The 17,264-nt window shown below is 41.0% G+C and carries 16 protein-coding genes and 3 pseudogenes; 6 read left to right on the forward strand and 13 right to left on the reverse strand.

The features are described 5' to 3' along the window. Positions 1-70: 70 nt before the first annotated feature. Positions 71-637, reverse strand: coding sequence for a general stress protein (locus C7R73_RS12165; protein WP_106450763.1), 567 nt, complete (start codon positions 635-637; stop codon positions 71-73). 216 nt (positions 638-853) lie between these two features. On the opposite strand from C7R73_RS12165, the pseudogene C7R73_RS12170 reads away from it, so the two are divergent. Both C7R73_RS12170 and C7R73_RS12175 read left to right on the forward strand, forming a co-directional pair. Next, a pseudogene (locus C7R73_RS12170) lies at positions 854-1,012 on the forward strand (pyridine nucleotide-disulfide oxidoreductase); the annotation flags it as partial. A 151-nt stretch (positions 1,013-1,163) separates the two neighbouring features. Next, positions 1,164-2,711 carry an FAD-dependent oxidoreductase gene (locus C7R73_RS12175; RefSeq protein ID WP_106450764.1) on the forward strand — a complete coding sequence of 516 codons (1,548 nt, stop codon included), beginning with the start codon at positions 1,164-1,166 and terminating at the stop codon, positions 2,709-2,711. 157 nt (positions 2,712-2,868) lie between these two features. Here the strand turns inward: C7R73_RS12175 and C7R73_RS12180 are convergent, their stop codons facing one another. The 11 genes and pseudogenes from C7R73_RS12180 to C7R73_RS12230 form a co-directional block, all read right to left on the reverse strand. After that, a complete protein-coding gene (locus tag C7R73_RS12180; RefSeq protein ID WP_161525943.1) occupies positions 2,869-3,906 on the reverse strand; it encodes an alpha/beta hydrolase in 1,038 nt (345 codons plus the stop codon). A 198-nt stretch (positions 3,907-4,104) separates the two neighbouring features. Further along, positions 4,105-4,560 carry a general stress protein gene (locus C7R73_RS12185; protein WP_161525944.1) on the reverse strand — a complete coding sequence of 152 codons (456 nt, stop codon included), beginning with the start codon at positions 4,558-4,560 and terminating at the stop codon, positions 4,105-4,107. A 34-nt stretch (positions 4,561-4,594) separates the two neighbouring features. Continuing rightward, positions 4,595-4,846: a GlsB/YeaQ/YmgE family stress response membrane protein gene (locus tag C7R73_RS12190; protein ID WP_205076521.1), complete on the reverse strand. Its 252-nt coding sequence runs from the start codon at positions 4,844-4,846 to the stop codon at positions 4,595-4,597. 173 nt (positions 4,847-5,019) lie between these two features. Continuing rightward, positions 5,020-5,943 carry a DNA/RNA non-specific endonuclease gene (locus tag C7R73_RS12195; RefSeq protein ID WP_106450768.1) on the reverse strand — a complete coding sequence of 308 codons (924 nt, stop codon included), beginning with the start codon at positions 5,941-5,943 and terminating at the stop codon, positions 5,020-5,022. A gap of 145 nt (positions 5,944-6,088) precedes the next feature. After that, on the reverse strand, positions 6,089-6,292 hold the full coding sequence (locus C7R73_RS12200) for a helix-turn-helix domain-containing protein (protein ID WP_106450769.1): 204 nt from the start codon (positions 6,290-6,292) through the stop codon (positions 6,089-6,091). A 205-nt stretch (positions 6,293-6,497) separates the two neighbouring features. Continuing rightward, positions 6,498-7,481 carry an aldo/keto reductase gene (locus C7R73_RS12205; RefSeq protein WP_106450770.1) on the reverse strand — a complete coding sequence of 328 codons (984 nt, stop codon included), beginning with the start codon at positions 7,479-7,481 and terminating at the stop codon, positions 6,498-6,500. A gap of 545 nt (positions 7,482-8,026) precedes the next feature. Then, positions 8,027-9,349: a hypothetical protein gene (locus C7R73_RS12210; RefSeq protein ID WP_161525945.1), complete on the reverse strand. Its 1,323-nt coding sequence runs from the start codon at positions 9,347-9,349 to the stop codon at positions 8,027-8,029. 226 nt (positions 9,350-9,575) lie between these two features. Continuing rightward, positions 9,576-9,985, reverse strand: a pseudogene (gene tnpA / locus C7R73_RS12215) (IS200/IS605 family transposase). Positions 9,986-10,061: 76 nt separating this feature from the next. After that, on the reverse strand, positions 10,062-10,298 hold the full coding sequence (locus tag C7R73_RS12220) for a histidine phosphatase family protein (RefSeq protein WP_106450772.1): 237 nt from the start codon (positions 10,296-10,298) through the stop codon (positions 10,062-10,064). Positions 10,299-10,352: 54 nt separating this feature from the next. Then, a complete protein-coding gene (locus C7R73_RS12225; protein WP_106450773.1) occupies positions 10,353-10,916 on the reverse strand; it encodes a dihydrofolate reductase family protein in 564 nt (187 codons plus the stop codon). A 178-nt stretch (positions 10,917-11,094) separates the two neighbouring features. Then, positions 11,095-11,292 carry a hypothetical protein gene (locus C7R73_RS12230; RefSeq protein WP_106450774.1) on the reverse strand — a complete coding sequence of 66 codons (198 nt, stop codon included), beginning with the start codon at positions 11,290-11,292 and terminating at the stop codon, positions 11,095-11,097. A gap of 305 nt (positions 11,293-11,597) precedes the next feature. On the opposite strand from C7R73_RS12230, the gene C7R73_RS12235 reads away from it, so the two are divergent. Next, the gene (locus C7R73_RS12235) at positions 11,598-12,326 is read left to right on the forward strand and encodes a MurR/RpiR family transcriptional regulator (RefSeq protein WP_161525946.1); all 729 of its coding nucleotides are present in this window, start codon (positions 11,598-11,600) and stop codon (positions 12,324-12,326) included. A 116-nt stretch (positions 12,327-12,442) separates the two neighbouring features. Next, a complete protein-coding gene (locus C7R73_RS12240) occupies positions 12,443-13,888 on the forward strand; it encodes a glycoside hydrolase family 1 protein (RefSeq protein WP_106450776.1) in 1,446 nt (481 codons plus the stop codon). Positions 13,889-14,195: 307 nt separating this feature from the next. On the opposite strand, the gene C7R73_RS12245 is transcribed toward C7R73_RS12240, so the two are convergent. After that, positions 14,196-14,399, reverse strand: coding sequence for a hypothetical protein (locus C7R73_RS12245; protein ID WP_106450777.1), 204 nt, complete (start codon positions 14,397-14,399; stop codon positions 14,196-14,198). Positions 14,400-14,860: 461 nt separating this feature from the next. Between C7R73_RS12245 and tnpB the strand changes: the two genes are divergently transcribed. Further along, positions 14,861-16,027, forward strand: a complete 1,167-nt coding sequence (gene tnpB, locus C7R73_RS12250; RefSeq protein ID WP_106450778.1) for an IS200/IS605 family element RNA-guided endonuclease TnpB — start codon at positions 14,861-14,863, stop codon at positions 16,025-16,027. A 296-nt stretch (positions 16,028-16,323) separates the two neighbouring features. Further along, positions 16,324-16,914, forward strand: a pseudogene (locus C7R73_RS13940) (recombinase family protein). Positions 16,915-17,264 lie beyond the last annotated feature (350 nt).

Genomic DNA, 17,264 nt, shown 5'->3' on the forward strand with positions numbered 1-17,264 from the left:
CCTTATTTCAACAGATAGAATGTCTCATCAACACCATTTGACAGAGAGCCGTTTTTGGCGCTTGCCTTATTTAGCTTTCAATACGTGAATCTTCATACGGATCTTCATGCGTACCTTCATCTCCGGGAACAACCGTTGTTTCCTGCTCCAAAACATCGGCCATTGACTCAACATCAGGATGAGAATCTGTCTCCGGTGTCTCTTGAAGAATTTGGTTGGACTTAACCGCACTCACCGTATCTGTTGCATCCATATTTCCCAAATTTAAAGAGGCTTCTTTATTTAAGATATCATCCACGATCACAACGATTTCACCGTCATCTAGTTGCCTCTGATACCCTTCCAGTAGCGTGTCTTCTTCTGGTTCCAAATCAGCATCCTCTTTGTTGCTCGCATAATCACTGCTGGTGAAGATAGGGAAAGCATGCATGATTTTCTCCCAGAGGGTAAGATGCTCGTCGGCAGTGTCATCTAACTTTATTGTAGCCTCTGTGGAATTGATTAGTTCATCATACTTCTTAGCTTCATTTGTTATAAGTGTAATATTCGATTCAGTATACCCTTCTTGTTGTAAACCCTCTAAAACAGTATGAACTTCTGAAATGGTACGGTATGAGCCTTTCACAAACTTAGCCATATTTATTACCTCCACTTTCTTCTTCGTTATTCTGTTACAAACTCATTGTATAGAAATTCAGCTTCACTAGCAAAGATTAACCCTTATCGGAAACAAGGAAGTATATAGGCTGGCCGCTTTTGGAAGGTTCCCCTACCCGGTTACTTCAAAGTACCTAATCGTTAGCTTTTGGAAATTATTGGTATAATTTCTTTTCTATAGAACAAATCGCTAGAGGAGGATTCAGTGGGAGCTTCTCTGTATGGCGTCGAGTCCCATGAAACCATTAATATCATTTCATTAGCCATGAAGGCTGGCATCTCTTATAAGGTGTTGAGAGATCAAATATTTACCCACCCTACAATGGCGGAAGCTTTGAATGATGTCTTGAAATAAATGATAAAGGAGGGTGCAAGCGGTCCACATACCGTAAGTTCACACCTTTCTGTGCCAAGCTCCCGCGTTTGGTGGGTATCTTTTTCTTCCTTTCAGAAGAAGGAGTATACTCAAGACAAGTCTTTATAAACCGATAAGGAGGAGTTCTATAATGAAGCATACATCTGCTGATCAAAACCTCGCTAATTTCCCGGAATCCTACTGGCTTACCCATCCTATACCGCACTTTCCGCCAATGACTACAGACAGTGGGACCCAAGTGGGAGTAATCGGAGGAGGAATAGTCGGCGTCATCACAGCGTATTTATTGACCAAGGCAGGCAGACAAGTGACGCTTGTTGAGGCCAGGGATTTTGTTTCGGGCGTCACCGGCCATACTACCGCCAAAATCACGGCCCAACACAGACTGATTTATGATGAACTCATTCACACTTTTGGTAAAGAAGATGCCCGTCTGTATTACGAGGCGAATATCGAAGGACTCGCTCTTATCGAAAAAATAGCCGAAGAATTGGGAATAGACTGCGATTTCGAAAAGAAAAAGGCAGTGGTGTATGCTACGACTGCAAACGGTGCTGTACAAATCAGAGAAGAAGCCCGGGCTTATGAAGACCTTGGCATACCGGCTTTTTTGACAGAAGGGCGATTGGAGGACTTACCGTTCGATATCCAAGCAGCGCTCTCAATGCCTGATCAAGCACAATTTCACCCTGTCAAATTCCTGGCAGCCCTAATAAAAGAGATTCAGCGGTTCGGCGGGAAAATTTATGAACAAACACGTGCTGTGAAGTTGAAAGATGAAACGACCGTCATCATGGAAAATGGAACAACCCTACACTGCGAAAAAGTAGTCGTTGCTACCCACTATCCGTTTAATGACTTCAATGGATTGTACTTCTCGAAGCTCACAATTTCTCGCTCTTATGCTCTTGCTGCTGAAGTGTCCGGCTCAATTCCAGAGGGCATGTACATCAGCGCGGAATCCCCTACTCGCTCACTGCGGTCCATTAGTGGTGTGAATGGCGAGAAATTATTATTGATAGGCGGGGATAGCCATCAGACCGGAAAAAGTGAATCCGATACGCAAGAGCATTATCACAATTTAAAAGAATTTGGCCAAAAATTCTTCTCCCTCCAAGAAGTTCCTTTTCACTGGTCCGCCCAAGACATGACAACGCTCGATAAGATGCCCTATGTCGGCCAAATAACTCACGATTCCCCGGATATTCTGGTGGCCACTGGTTTCAATAAATGGGGCATGGCCATGGGTGCCCTCTCTGGAAAGCTGCTGGTGGATTTAATAGTGGATCAACCGAATAGATATGCTGATTTATTCGCTCCTACAAGGGGAAAGTTAAAAACGGAAGACATCAAACAATTTGTCATAAAAAATGCGACAGTCGGCAAAGATTTCGTCTTCTCCAAACTCAAACACACCGCCCTTACTCTGGAAGAATTAAAACCGGACGAAGGCGGACTCGTGTCTGTAAATGACAAAAAAGCGGGCGGATATCGTGACGAAGCCGGCCAAATCCATCTTGTCAAAACCACGTGTACTCATTTAGGGTGTGGTCTGCAGTGGAACAGTGCGGAACGTTCTTGGGATTGTCCGTGCCACGGTTCCCGCTTCTCCTACTCTGGGGAAGTCCTCGACGGACCTGCCGTCCATCCATTGGAAAAATTGGATAACAAAGAGTAAAAGCATAAAAAACAGAAGATTGCATCAGTCCCGGAACGCAGTTTCCTGGGACTGATACAATCTTTTTTGGAAAATATTATTATTCATAATAAGCGCCCAAACTTACTTTATCCCACTCATTGTGTCGGAATCCGAAAAGAATTAAGATACTTATAAGTTACTTTTTGAGGAAATCCAGCACATCTTGGTAAACGGTGTCTCTATTTGTTTCAAATAAAATGGAATGCAGTTTTTCTTCATATTGCTTGATTGAAATGCGTGAGTAACCGATTTTCCTGAGTGTTTGCTCGGTGTCCTTCAGCCCCACGCTGCCACCCGTGACAGGATCTTTTGTGCCAGAAAGACTTAGAATCTCAAGTTTGGGGTTTTGCATGTTATATTTTTTATATTGTTTGAGATTGCTGGTTGCTTCAAACATAGTTAATGCGCCGTTGTTTGTCCATGTAAAATGCATGAGAGGATCTGCACTCATTTTTTCATACAAATCCCTATCTGTGGTCACCATATTTTCCTCAAATGATGATGCTTTATATATAGTGGATCCTCCAATGAGATGGAGTATCTTACTATGATTATAAGCTCCAGAATAAAATGTTGCCCAATTACCGATGAATAACCCAAGTTTTGTCTTGTCAATCGATCGGGCGGTTCCTGTCATGACAAGCTTGTCTACTTCGTTGTCATGTTTCTGAAGATAGCATCTTGCCAGGATTGATCCCAAAGAATGCCCTACTATATATAGTGGTTTATCAGGATATGTCGTCTTCGCATATTGGGTAACTCTGTACACATCATCAATCACCTCATCCACACTGTTCATATGCCCGTATGGATAACTGCGGTTAACTGTTTTACCATGTCCCCGGAGGTCCGAAATAATTACGGCATAGCCATTTTCATTTAAAAAATGCGCAAAGTTATAATATAATTCCTTGTGTTCTGTAGCACCATGCAAAATTTGAACAATAGCTTCTGGATTATCCCTTGTGAACATAGTTGTTGAGAGTTGCATACCGTCATGGGCATTGATGGCTAATTCGATCCTATTCTTCTCTGTCTTAATGATAGAAGCTTTCGTCTCTTGTTCTTCAGGGCTAATCTTTGTTCTAAAAAACCGTGTTCCCGCTAAAATATTAATCGTTAATAGGCTAACTTTAAAGAAAGTATGAACGAGTCTAATTTTGGATTTACTCACTAAAATCATCCTTTCTATACATTACAGTATTAGTAATATAAATAATCCATTTAGATTTGTTAGGGATTTTAATAAGAGCAAGTTAAATGGAAATGAAAATATACTTTAACTACTAATGTTTTGGAAGCTTGACTAAATAAAAAGAGCGCCAGAAGGCATAGCTTCCGACACTCTCCTCAGAAAGACTTTAGGTTTCAATTAAAGAAGACTATCTCGATCGGGATCATATTCATGGGTGCGATCTATAACATCCCTTGGATTGGCTCCTAGGTCCTCAGTGTAAGTAGTAGTTGGCGGTTCTTCTTCGATCAACACTGCGATACCACCGCGATTAATCTCATCTCGATATCCATCCAGGAGAGTACGGATAGAATCATACCGCGAATCTTTATAGGTCTCTTCGTCATAAGCGTCATCCAATGTGAAAGCATCCTTGATTTTTTCCCAAAGTGAACGGTGATCATCATCTAAATTATGGATAGCGTGAACGTCTATTGTGGTATCCACCTGCATATTTGTGAAAAAATGACTATGAACTTCTGTATTTGCCACGACAGAGATATCGCTTCGGCTGTACCCTTGATCCTTGAGGCGGTTTATAGCGGCCATTGTTTCCTCTTGCGTGGAGTAAATTCCTTCTAATATTTTGACCATTTTATTTCCCTCCATTCTGTGTACGAATCGACATTTACCTTCTGGTAGATTTGAGTATAAGTGAGAGAATGAGAATCAGGATAATGGCCCCTATTAAGGCAGGAACGATATAGAATCCTCCGACTGCAGGTCCCCATGCACCAAATAAAGTTATCCCTAACCATGAGCCAATGAACCCAGCAATAATGTTTCCGATAATGCCCCCGGGAACATCTTTACCTAAAAAAGCGCCTGCAAGTGCCCCTAAAATACCTCCGACAATTAAAGACCAAAGAAATTCCATGATTATTCCTCCTTTTTTAAGCTACCAGCAGTTACCACTAATTGTATACAAGGTGATTATATAAGAAAACATAAGCATAGCAAAGAATTTGCCCTTGGTGAGAATTGTATTACAAACATAATTAAAGCCCACCTAGAGACATTTAAACAGACAAAGTTTAAAAAACCAGAATTATCTTATTCCCCAACTTGCCCATCTCCATCATTATCTCTCATATACTGATAGAGCCAATGCTCTCTTGTAATCGGCATAGCGTATCCTGCGTCTTTCGCTTCTTTGATGGTGACTTGGCCATTACCATTCATGTCCACAGCCCACACGTTTCCTCGTGTGGTATCGATGGGTGCAGCGAATGCTGCTGTTTCGAAACCGCCAGAATCTGAGCCGCCCTCTCCAGTTAATCCTAGGGTGGCATTGTATTCATCTGGGTTTATATTTTGGAAGGCATCTACTACCTGATACCCATTAATCGTATACGTGTATTTATAAGAACTTGGAACGTGAGTAGTTGTATCCGGGTACGTAATAAGTGCCTCGAAATTCGTTGCCCCACCTGCTTGTCGGATGGTCTGTTCCATATATGTTTGGTCTCCATGACGGTTCAGCACACTGTCTTGTGGCGTAATATTATAAGCATTGGCCACACCCCCTAAGGAGTCAGCAATGACATGTGCTTCATCGTGATTTGGGTGCTCTGTGCCCGGAACTTTTGCTTCATCATCATAATAGCGTCCCTCAGAATTGACTGGTTCAGTGTGATGACTTTGCAAAATAATTTCTGCTGCGATAATGCGAACCAATTGCCCATATTCATTTGTATAGGCCCAGTATTCCCTGTCACCAAATCCGACATCAACGACAACATTTGCTGCACGATATCCTGATAATTCCCCGCCATACACTTCGATTAATGTATAGCCATCATGAGATACAGCTGATTGGGGTTCGGCACTTTCAGAATACGCTGAGGAACTGGCTTCAGCGCTAGATTCGATCGAACTGGATGTCCGTATCTCTTCTAGTGTTCTTTCAGTAGGACCACACCCACTGAGCACCATCATACTGCTAACGGCCCATAATAACCTTATTCGTTTGATCATGCGATTCACTGCCTTCTGAAGTTGAAATTAAAAGAATTTTTTTAATAGGATTCTAGATATGGACGTTATAGACGAGCATACTAGGATAATCTTGTTAAAAAACGTCTACCATGACGAAATCCCGTTAATGATGATTATTCAGTAGCTATTTGTTATCCAGGGATTGCAATAGGTCATCAATATATTCATTGATGACGACCAAACGATTTTTCAGTAATTGCCCTTTTTTGGTGAAAGTCGAATTGCCGACCTGGTTTTGGAATAAAGTAACTTCCAGATCGTTTTCAAGATAGTAGATATGCTGTGTGATCGTTGGTTTGGACAGAGTAAGGGCTTGTAAACACCTCATAAATGTATGTAATAAATCATTAAAACACATATATATATATAATATTACTATTTATGTCTAACAGAGGCTATTTTTAAGTTATGGCTATGACCGTCTAACTAATGCACCAAGACAAAATAAAAAACTGATTAGTTGGATTAATCAGTTTTTTATTTTCATTAAATTTATTATCTAATGAATAATTATTAAATATATTCAGCAGACATTACTTACCCGTTTTTTTCTTTTGTTCTTGATTATAACGATCTCCTACAATTTCTAATTGATCTACTGCATGGTTAATGTCATTCAGCTCTTGTTTGCTAAAATGAATGGCCGTTGCACCAACATTTTCGTCTATTCTACTCAATTTTGTTGTTCCTGGAATGGGTACAATCCAATCTTTTTGTGCCAATAACCACGCAAGCGATACTTGTGCAATCGTCGCGTCTTTTTCATTGGCAATTTTTTGTAATAAGTCCAGAACTACTTGATTAGCTTTGAAAGCTTCTTCGGTAAAACGTGGAAGTTCTGCACGATTATCGTTTTCGCTAGCTATAGCGTCTCTTGTCAATTTCCCGGTAAGAAACCCTCTACCTAAAGGACTGTAGGCAACTAAACCAATTTTCAACTCTTCCAAAGTCGGGATAACTTCTTTTTCCAATTCTCTCCACCAAATAGAATATTCGCTTTGAACAGCTGCTAAAGGTTCGATGTGATGTGCACGGCGAATTGTTTCTGCACTCGCCTCAGATAATCCCCAATGCAGAATTTTCCCTTTCTTCTTAAATTCCTGCATAGTCTGGGCCACTTCTTCAATTGGAATATTAGGATCAACACGATGAATATAGTACAAATCAATATAATCCGTTCTCAAGCGTTTTAAAGAGCCTTCTAAAGAATTTCTCAATGTTTCTTTACTACTGTCTGGATAATTAGAATTTCCAGTAATGTTAAAGCCACCTTTTGTCGCTAATTGAATCTCTTTACGAAATGTTTGAATAGCTTCACCGACTAATTCTTCATTGGTATAGGGACCATATACTTCTGCGGTGTCAAACATTGTCACGCCGGCATCAAATGCATGCTGTGCAACTTTCATCATTTCATTTCGATCTTTGGCTGGCCCTCTGTCATGATTCAATCCCATACAACCAAAACCTAATTCCGATGTCACTAATCCTTCGCTTCCTAAAGTACGTTTATTCATGTCGTTACTCCTCTTCTATTTTTATAGAACAAAAGAATGAAGCTGAATACCATTGTCCTGTTGTTCATTATTATTTTACTTGCTAAAGTCCACTTTAAGGCAAGCGTTTTCTTTATTTCATCAACCTCATACAATCAATTTAAACAAACAGAAGTAGGGATGCCATTTTGACAGACCTACTTCTGTTTTTCCATATCCTACGCTCGCTACTAAAATGCTCTTCATTGCCAGGTAAATACAATAAGCAGCGGTTAATAAGATTGTAACTATTTCATTCTCTGCTTAAGGTTAATTAAGACAGTAAACTAAAATCATGGTCAATTACTTCTTGAAAACTGACTGCTCCCCATGGATAAATCCAGGGGGTTCCAAGGGCGGTTGGGACGTCACGGACCGTACTGGCGATATTTCCAAAAAAGTGGAGATGTCGTTTTTCTATTTCCGTTCTATTCCCAAAAGCCCTTAGACTTTCTCAACAAGGCGCCCGATGGCACCATTAGCGTTGAAGGCTCACAGCTGAACCTTTTGGTTGCTATATACATTTGTTAAGCAAATTGAAAATCTCGCAGTCCGAAATTGCGGGACTGCCATTCGGTTGATTGGCAGAGCGTCTGGATGCAGGTGTCGTGGTGCGCCATGAAGGTATCGAACGTCGCGCTACATTTTGTGCGGTCAGTTTCGTTGCGTGTCGGTTGGCTATTTTTCAGGAGGAACGCACTGTACAAGTCCCGTTGGACAAGCTGCCCGCCAACAAGGGTCGTACGTTCATCACGTGTCTTCTTAATGTAGGTATCATTTACGTGGTTATATTGGCTGGCACGGAATTTAAAGGTATCCACCTCGTACAGCGCTCCCCCTTCTTGGGGTGCTTTTTGCTTCACGATGCCGACCAACATAGCCGGCGCGTGATAGCCGATGGACTTGCCGTAGCGTTTCTTGCGGTTGAACCGCCCATTCTTGTTGACGGTCGTTTCTTTAGCCCGCTTCATCAATGCGCGGAAATCCATGTCCTCCACATAAACCTGATTACCCAGTGCTAGGATAGCATTGGCGGTTTTGTTGTGGGCTTCCTTTAAGGCCACCGCCCGACGGCGGTAGAGGTCCTTCAAGCGAAACATTATTTTCATGTAGTTCCTGCTCCGTACCCAGGTCAACTTGACACCCCGCTTGACGGTGCCGTCGACATTAAAGTTGGCGGGGTTTGTTGCGCGGCGACTCCGGTCCAGTTTTCGTTGCAACAGATAAATCGCGTGGTCATAGGACGCTCCTTCTGGAAATAATTCCTTCAAGATGACGCCGTCATCACCTACCACCGCCACCGTAGAGGTGCCGATATCGATGCCCACTTCCGCATTCGGAGCGGGTTTTCGGCGGGGCATACCCTTATTATGGTTGCGTTTCACCGGCGGAATGCCTTCCAACACCAGTTGCAAGAAGTACTGATTACCGCCCTTGAACGCTTTGCGTACGATGCGGCAGTATTTCACCCGGTGCAAGGAAAGGGATTCCGGAACAAATAAATCGTTGGCACGGATAGTGACGGGCAGAACCAGCCCGTTCCACTCCAAACGGTCGCCTTTGAAGCGCATGCCCGTAGCGTTCGACTTGCCTTCCAACGATTCCAGCTGTCCGAACTTTTTGAAGCGTACCTTTTTGCCTTTGCCATACAGAAGGGAGGACACACTTATCCAGACCGTAGAAGCGATTTTCTGTGCTGTGAAGCTGTCGATATGCTTCTTGTACGCCTCGCGCATCCGTCCGATGTAAGCATGCAAAGCGTATTCCGTCATACCGAAGGTCTTTTGAATAGCTTGCAATTCCTTGTTGCACGCGGTTTCACATTTCTTGTCCTTTACTTTGATAGCCAAGCGGCGTTCTGCCAGCACGTCTTGGTATCGACGGTTCTTATACAACTCTGTCAGCTGCGTCCGCGCATGGTATAAGACTTTGTTATACAGTTTTTCAGCGATTTTGAAACGCTTATCCAGCACTGCATGTTCATTTTGATGTGTGACCAGTCGCATCTCTACGACAAATGAAGCTGTTTTGCTTTTAGCCATACGTGTTCCTCCTTTCCTGATGATTCCTTCGCATTTACTGGCGTTGTGAGGTCTTTTGGCTTTGAATGTATTGCTGAATCATTTCAAGCGGTGCCCCACCCACTGTGGAAACGAAATAGCTATTCGACCAAAGCGTGGGTAGCTTCGTCGTCAGCTCCTTAAATTCCTGTCTCAGCACGCGGGAAGAAACTCCCTTGATGCGTTTTACTGCTTTGTGAACCCCGAATTGTGGGTCTATATCCAATAGGAGGTGAACGTAATCTGGCATGATCTCCATTTCCTGAATTTCGACGGATAGAGCGGTGCACGTTTCTACAATGAGCTCCTTAAGCGTGCCGCTACTGGTCCGACAAGGACCTTTCGTCGATATTTTGGACACCAGACAACATGATAGGTACAAGAATAAGTGATGTTATGATTTGATTTATATTTTTTATTTTCCATATATTCATTATACAGCGCGCATCTAAATAACACGACTGAGTGCACGTCTTATATCCCATGGCTAAAGCGAGGGGCTTTACAACGCTCTTTCGGTAAATACTCCTTCATCATAATCAAAAACTAAAACACTGCAATTTCGGGTATTACCTAATGTACCTGTCCATTTTTTTCTAAACATAGTGCATGCACCACCATGACTTACAGCTAATATATTTTGATGATCTTCATTCTCCATCAATTCCGTTAATGTCTGAACCATACGATTTTGCATTTCTAAATCAGATTCCCCCATTATAATGTGTAAAGAAGTCACCGTAGGTACTCCGATCTGATAGAACCTTAAGATTTAAAATCCTCACTTTCATCTTCAGATCCAATGATAGATTAGTTGTACAACGCCAGAAGAGAACGTTCTGGCATTAACCATTTTTAAATTAAATCTCTGTTTTATATCAATAAACAACGGTTTTCCTTCTCCCAAAATAACAGGGTGAATAGATAATCTAAATTCATCAACAAGTCCTAAATTTATAAAAGTTGTAATGAGACTTGCTCCTCCATAAAGCCAAATGTCTTTACCGGGCTTATTCTTCAATTTATTTACTTCCTCTACAATATTTTCATTTATAAATATTGCTTGAGCATCAGCAGCTTTTTGTGTTCTGGAAAACACATATTTTTCTTTACTATGAATCAATTTCCAAATTTCTTTTTCGGTATCAGAGTCTTCAGTTTTTGGAATATACTGGCCCCATACATCGTAACTTTTTCTGCCATATAAAATAGTGTCAATTTCATTTAAGAAATTAGTGAACCCCATATCAGGGTCCATAATGCACCAATCAACTTCTCCATTTTCCCCTTCAATAAAACCATCTAAAGTAACGGCTAAATCTAAAATTATTCTTCTCTGTTTTACGTTCTTGGACATAACACTTCCTCCTTTTTATATTGTTCCTTGAAAAAATTTATCGGAAAGAGTTTTGATATCACCCGCACTTTTTCGTTCTGATTCGGAATCGCAGCCTGAATATGATGTACATCAACGAAATTCTAAACCACTACTGATGCAAATCCATTTTTCAGATTACCGAAAAAATAACCCGCCACTATTTGTGGAAGGTTCCGTTTTTACTTGCCTTTCTTTCTGCATCTGTATCTGCAGGTTTCTTTCTGTTCATGGAAGAACCAATGCCGACGTATGCAGCCCCCAACACGATAAACGTTGTATTTTTATCTGCTATCCCCAACAAAATAAAACAAGCGGCAGCAAAGAACCAAAGCTTTTTAGCCGTATCTCTTTTCATCAAACCCCACCTTTCCATTACGCCTATTGTACACCTGAATAATTTATACCACTTCAAACTATGCTAATATGAATAGTTTGAGACTTCCTCTTGAATATTGCGGATGACTATAACCAACCCATGTACTAAGTCTTTATACAGGAATTACTGACGCATTTATTCAAAGGGATTCATAATGACAAATAAATAAAGGGAATTAATGTTAAAATAATGAAGTGATTGTCCAACTTTTGAAATCAATTGAAAAACTAGAGAATCGATACTTTTAATAAAATACTATGAATTATTCACTTGAGGTGGGAAATGTGGAAACATTGATTTATAATCTTTTAGCATACATAAATAACTCTCTTGATAAGGATATTAACTACCATATAGCGAAAACATTGCTCGAAAATTTTCATAAGATTGAGGGATTTTCATTAGAAACAGCAGCAGAGGTATGTAATGTAGCTCCTTCTACAATTAATCGTTTCTGCAAACGAATTGGTTTTAGAAATTTTTCAAACTTAAGAAATTCTGTAATTAAGAATGGGGCACCTCTTGAAAAGAGCGATATTGACCTAAGTGGAGATAGGTTTATAGAGCAATTAAAGGAAAACGTGGAAATAATTGAAAATATCCCAAGGGAACAGATTGAGCGGATTGTAAAACAAATCAGCAAATCCCGTAGAGTTGTAATACTAGGTTTTGAAAAGCATCAAATCCAAGCTTTGGAGTTACAAAAAAAAATACTTCTTGCAGGGAAATTTTGTGAATGTAATACAAATATTTTTAAACAAATGGATGCTCTGGACATATTGACAGAGGAAGATATGATTATCACTATTTCTATACAGGGGTACTTACTATCAGAGGAATTCCTCTTATTTGAAAAACTTAAAAGGACAAAGGGAAAAAAATTACTTATTACCTTCTCGGAACCACATCAACATCTAGCGTTATTTGATGAAATTTTACAGTGTGGAAAAATTGAAAATAGTGCTGTCAGTAGTCAAACGTTGTTAAGATTGTTTGATGTATTGTTTCATTGATTCCGATAGCACCATTCATCTTAGCCTTAAACTGGTCTCTTTTTGACCAGTTTTTTTAGCATCACTAATTTATAATAAAATCAGAAACAAAAAAAAGTCGAGAGAAGGAATATAATATGACATTTCCAAAAGGTTTTTTATGGGGCGGAGCTACGGCTGCAAACCAATTAGAAGGAGCTTACAACGAGGGGGGCAAAGGCCTTTCCATTTTTGATATGGTTCAATTTGTACCAAAAGAAGAACGTGCAAATGAAATCGAAATGGATATTAAAAGCAAGAAGGAACTTGAGGATCTTTTAGCAGGAACCGTTGGAGACAACTTCCCGAAACGTCGTGGTATCGACTTCTACCACCGTTATAAAGAAGATATTGCACTGTTTGCAGAAATGGGCTTTAAAACATTCCGTATGTCCATCTCTTGGCCTCGTATTTTTCCAAATGGTGATGAGACAGAGCCAAATGAAGAAGGGCTAGCTTTCTATGACAAAGTATTCGATGAATTATTGAAATATGGAATCGAGCCACTTGTGACGTTATCACACTATGAAATTCCACTTGCTTTAGTTCAAAAATATAATGGTTGGGCAGATCGACGCGTAGTTGAATTCTTTGTTCATTATGCAGAAACGGTATTTGATCGTTATAAAGGAAAAGTGAAATACTGGTTAACGTTCAATGAAATTAACGTTTCAACGATGTCTCCATATATTGGTAGTGGTGTTCTTATAGATGAAGTAGAACACAAAGAAGAAACGGTTTATCAAGCATTACATCATCAGTTTGTAGCAAGTGCTAGAGCAGTCAAGGCCTGTCATGAAATGATCCCTGATGCCCTGATTGGTTGTATGCTGGCTCGTATGGAAGTATATCCAGAAACTTGCAGTCCAGATGATGTATTAGAAGCACTGAAAGAAGACCAAATGAACCTGTTCTTCACTGACGTCCAAGTTCGTGGATATTATCCAAGTTACATGTTAAGTTATTTTGAAGAAAACGATATTAAGATTGACATGATTCCTGGCGATGAAGAAATATTACTGCAACATACAGTGGATTACCTATCCTTTAGTTACTATATGTCAATGGTTGCTAGCGGAGCACCTGGTAAGCAGAAGGAAAAAGGGAACTTCTTTAGTGGTGTGAAAAACCCTTATTTAGAGTCATCTGACTGGGGATGGCAAATCGATCCTAAAGGATTGCGTATTACCTTAAAGAAAATGTATGATCGCTACCAAGTACCGTTGTTTATCGTGGAAAATGGACTTGGAGCCTATGATAAAGTTGAGGAAGACGGCTCAATCAACGACGATTATCGTATTGATTATATGCGTGCACATATTGAGCAAATGAACGAAGCTATCAAAGAAGGTGTGGATCTTATTGGGTACACAAGCTGGGGTTGTATCGATTTAATTAGTGCAAGTACCTCTGAAATGTCTAAACGTTACGGTTTCATCTACGTTGATCAAGACGATTATGGCAATGGTACTTTAGAGAGAAGCAAGAAAAAATCATTTGATTGGTATAAGCAGGTAATTACTACAAATGGAGAAGAACTATAGATAGAACTTAAAAGGTGGTGTCTCAAAATGAGACACCACCTTTGCTTATAGATATAAAGCAGCTTATGTTATCCAATTAGAGTAAGTAGTACCCTTAGGAATGGTCCTTCAATAGGTTCATGTGTCCTTCCAAATCCTGTTGACGGATATCACGGTAGAGATGAATTCGCTTATCTGAAAGGACACACCTATGGAACAAACCTCCGTAGCAGGATAAAAATAGGCGCGAATTTACCCAACTCAGGTAAATTCGCACCTATTTTTATTACTCAGTTGGGTTTTGTCCTGCCTCTATCTGTGTATTCTCTTAAGCGTCATCATCCGAATTGAATTTCACAATCTCTTCTGCTTCGGCATCCAATTCTGGGTCCGGATGTTGGGATTTTGGTATTTGATAGTCCCTTTCAGATTCTGCTTCTCCGGAAACTGGATCTGGATGGGAATGGGCAGCATTTGCTGCGGCCACTTCATTTTCGTGTAATTCTTTTTCAAATTCAGGATTCTTATCCATTACTGTTCCTCCTTCTGATTCATAACGTATAAACGAATTTAAAGCGCTTACAATATCCTTCACTCATTCTATAACAAGCAAAACAAAATAACAAATGATACGCACAGGCCCAATATCAGAAATCACTATTATTTTCGGGATTGAAATGGAAGCCTGCCTTTTTTAAACTGAATTTTTAGTAAACATTGCTCATTTTAATGTACCGATTCATCTGATCTAGGAGTATTGATCCTTTCTTTTTCAAGACGTTACCTCTTACTCAAATCAGAATTTATCTTCAATCCGATAGAAGACTCCCGCCTCAAGGAATGATAGGGCATCGCCCACTGAGTAGGCGGGAGATGAATATCGGTAGGCGTCAGCCTATTTGTTTGTCGAAAAATCTTTTCGCTTCCTACACCTTCACATTTGGCATCGAACTCACGTTCGCGTATAATGGGTGATAGAAGGAGGTGAGCAACATGATCATCCACAAAGCATACAAGTTCCGACTCTACCCCACGAAGGAGCAACAGATCTTGATTGGGAAGACCATTGGCTGCTCCCGTTTCGTGTTCAACCATTTTCTGTCCAAATGGAACCAATGTTATGAGGATACAGGCAAAGGGCTAAGTTATGGCACCTGTTCAGCAAGCCTGACTGCGCTTAAAAAGGAAACAGACACGCTGTGGCTGCAGGAAGTGGACAGCATCGCGCTGCAGTCATCCTTGAGGAATCTCAGCGATTCCTTCGATCGCTTTTTCAAAAAGCAGAACAGCGCGCCGCGCTTCAAGAGCAAACGGAATCCCATTCAGTCCTACACCACCAAACTGACCAATGGGAACATCGCCGTCGTGGGAAACAAACTGAAACTGCCCAAATTGGGGCTGGTCCCGTTTGCCAAGTCTAAGGAATTGGACGGAAGGATCCTGAACGCCACCATAAGGCGGAACCCATCGGGCAAGTACTTCATCTCCATTTTGGTCGAAACCGAGGTTCAGGAGCTGCCCAAGACGGGTTCCGTTTGCGGTATCGATGTCGGTTTGAAGGATTTTGCCGTCCTTTCCGATGAAACCGTCTACAAGAACTTGCGACCTTTCCGCAAACTCGAGCGGAAACTTGCCAAGGAGCAAAAAGTGCTTTCCAGACGGCGGGAGCAAGCCAAAAAGGATGGGCGCAAACTGTCCGAATCGAAAAACTACCAGAAGCAACGCGCCAGAGTCGCCGGAATCCACGAGCAAATCAGCAATGCCAGAACCGATTACCTGCAGAAAATATCGACCGAGATCGTCAAAAACCACGACATCATCGGCATCGAGGATCTGCTGGTTTCCAACCTGGTCAAGAATCATAAGCTGGCAAAAGCCATCAGCGACTCCAGTTGGTCCCAGTTCCGGACCATGCTGGAATACAAAGCGTGCTGGTACGGCAAGCAGGTTGTTGCAGTGGCCCGGAACTTTCCATCCAGTCAACTGTGTTCCGGCTGCGGATACCAAAACAAAGACGTGAAGAATCTCGCCGCCCGTGAATGGGAGTGCCCGGAATGCCACACCCACCATGACCGGGATCTGAACGCTAGCATCAATATCAGGAATGAAGCCTTACGGCTTCTAACCGCAGGAATCTACGGGGATAGCCTACTCAATTAACCGGGGGATACTTCGGTGTTCGTAGGAATCCTCCACCTCTAAGCGAATGCGTAGGTGGAGGTAGTTCAAAATTATTTACTGCATCTCATTCTACAACATTTTTCACACAATAAGCACCTCTGTCCTTGCTTTACAGAGTGTCCAGAAAATGGTTCATTTCTGGACACTGCTTTTTTTTTATTGTTTTTCTCTAAAGGAACTGAAATGCGTGTCCATAAACCCGCAACAAATTCTATGTCCAATTAATCGCTACCGATTAAGTTATGGTACATTGAGATAAAAAAGAAGATTATTTTTTGAAAAGTGGACATGCGCGGGTTTCAACTGGTTTACAGAATTTGGATCTCCAAGAAGATAGTCTGGAAAAATTTGGCTGTGAGAAAGTTTTTACAGATCACATGAGTGGCGCAAAGAGCAATCGCCCGGGATTAGAAACAGCGATTGAATTTGTTCGTTCAGGGATACACTCGTTGTTTGGCGATTAGATCGACTTGGGGAAAAATATGGAAGACTTGATTACGATCGTCAATCGTTTGAATAATCGTGGCGTGAGCTTTCACAGCTTACAAGAAAATATCACGATGGATAAATCAAGTTCGACTGGCCAATTAATGTTCCACTTGTTTGCGGCGTTTGCGGAATTTGAACTGAATCTGATTTTGGAACTTTCTGCAGCCGGACGTGCCGCTGCACGGGCACGAGGTAGATTTGGTGGACGACCGGAAAAGTTGAGCAAAAGTGACTTGGAACTTATGAAGACGTTGATCGATAATGGAACACCTGTTAAAACAATTGCCGAAAGATGGAATGTTTCGCGTACAACCATTTATCGTTACCTCAATAAATTAGAGGAAATGAATACTGAACCAAATTTATCGACAGATTGAATAAGTAGGTATAAAAAAATCACTCCCTATGTAAGATTAGGAGTGATTTTTCAATTTAAATGATTCCAAACGATAGCCGTAAGATATGAGACTATGCTAAAATCTCATTTTACTAGCAATAAAAACCACAGCCAGCATTCTCGAGTTACTACTATAAAAGTTCTATGCCGTTCTACTATATTAAATATAGTAGAATACACAGTTGAAATATGTACTCCCCCCTATTCTTTAGGCAAACTTATCCATTTTCAACCGTATGTGCGAGATTAATTTTCAGAGTCCCTTTTAGAGGAGAAGAGAGATTTCTAGCATGCACTTCATATTTAACATCAAAGGATTCTTGGAATGTC

It is taken from the genome of Trichococcus alkaliphilus (genome assembly GCF_003008695.1).
Taxonomy (GTDB): Bacteria; Bacillota; Bacilli; order Lactobacillales; family Aerococcaceae; genus Trichococcus; species Trichococcus alkaliphilus.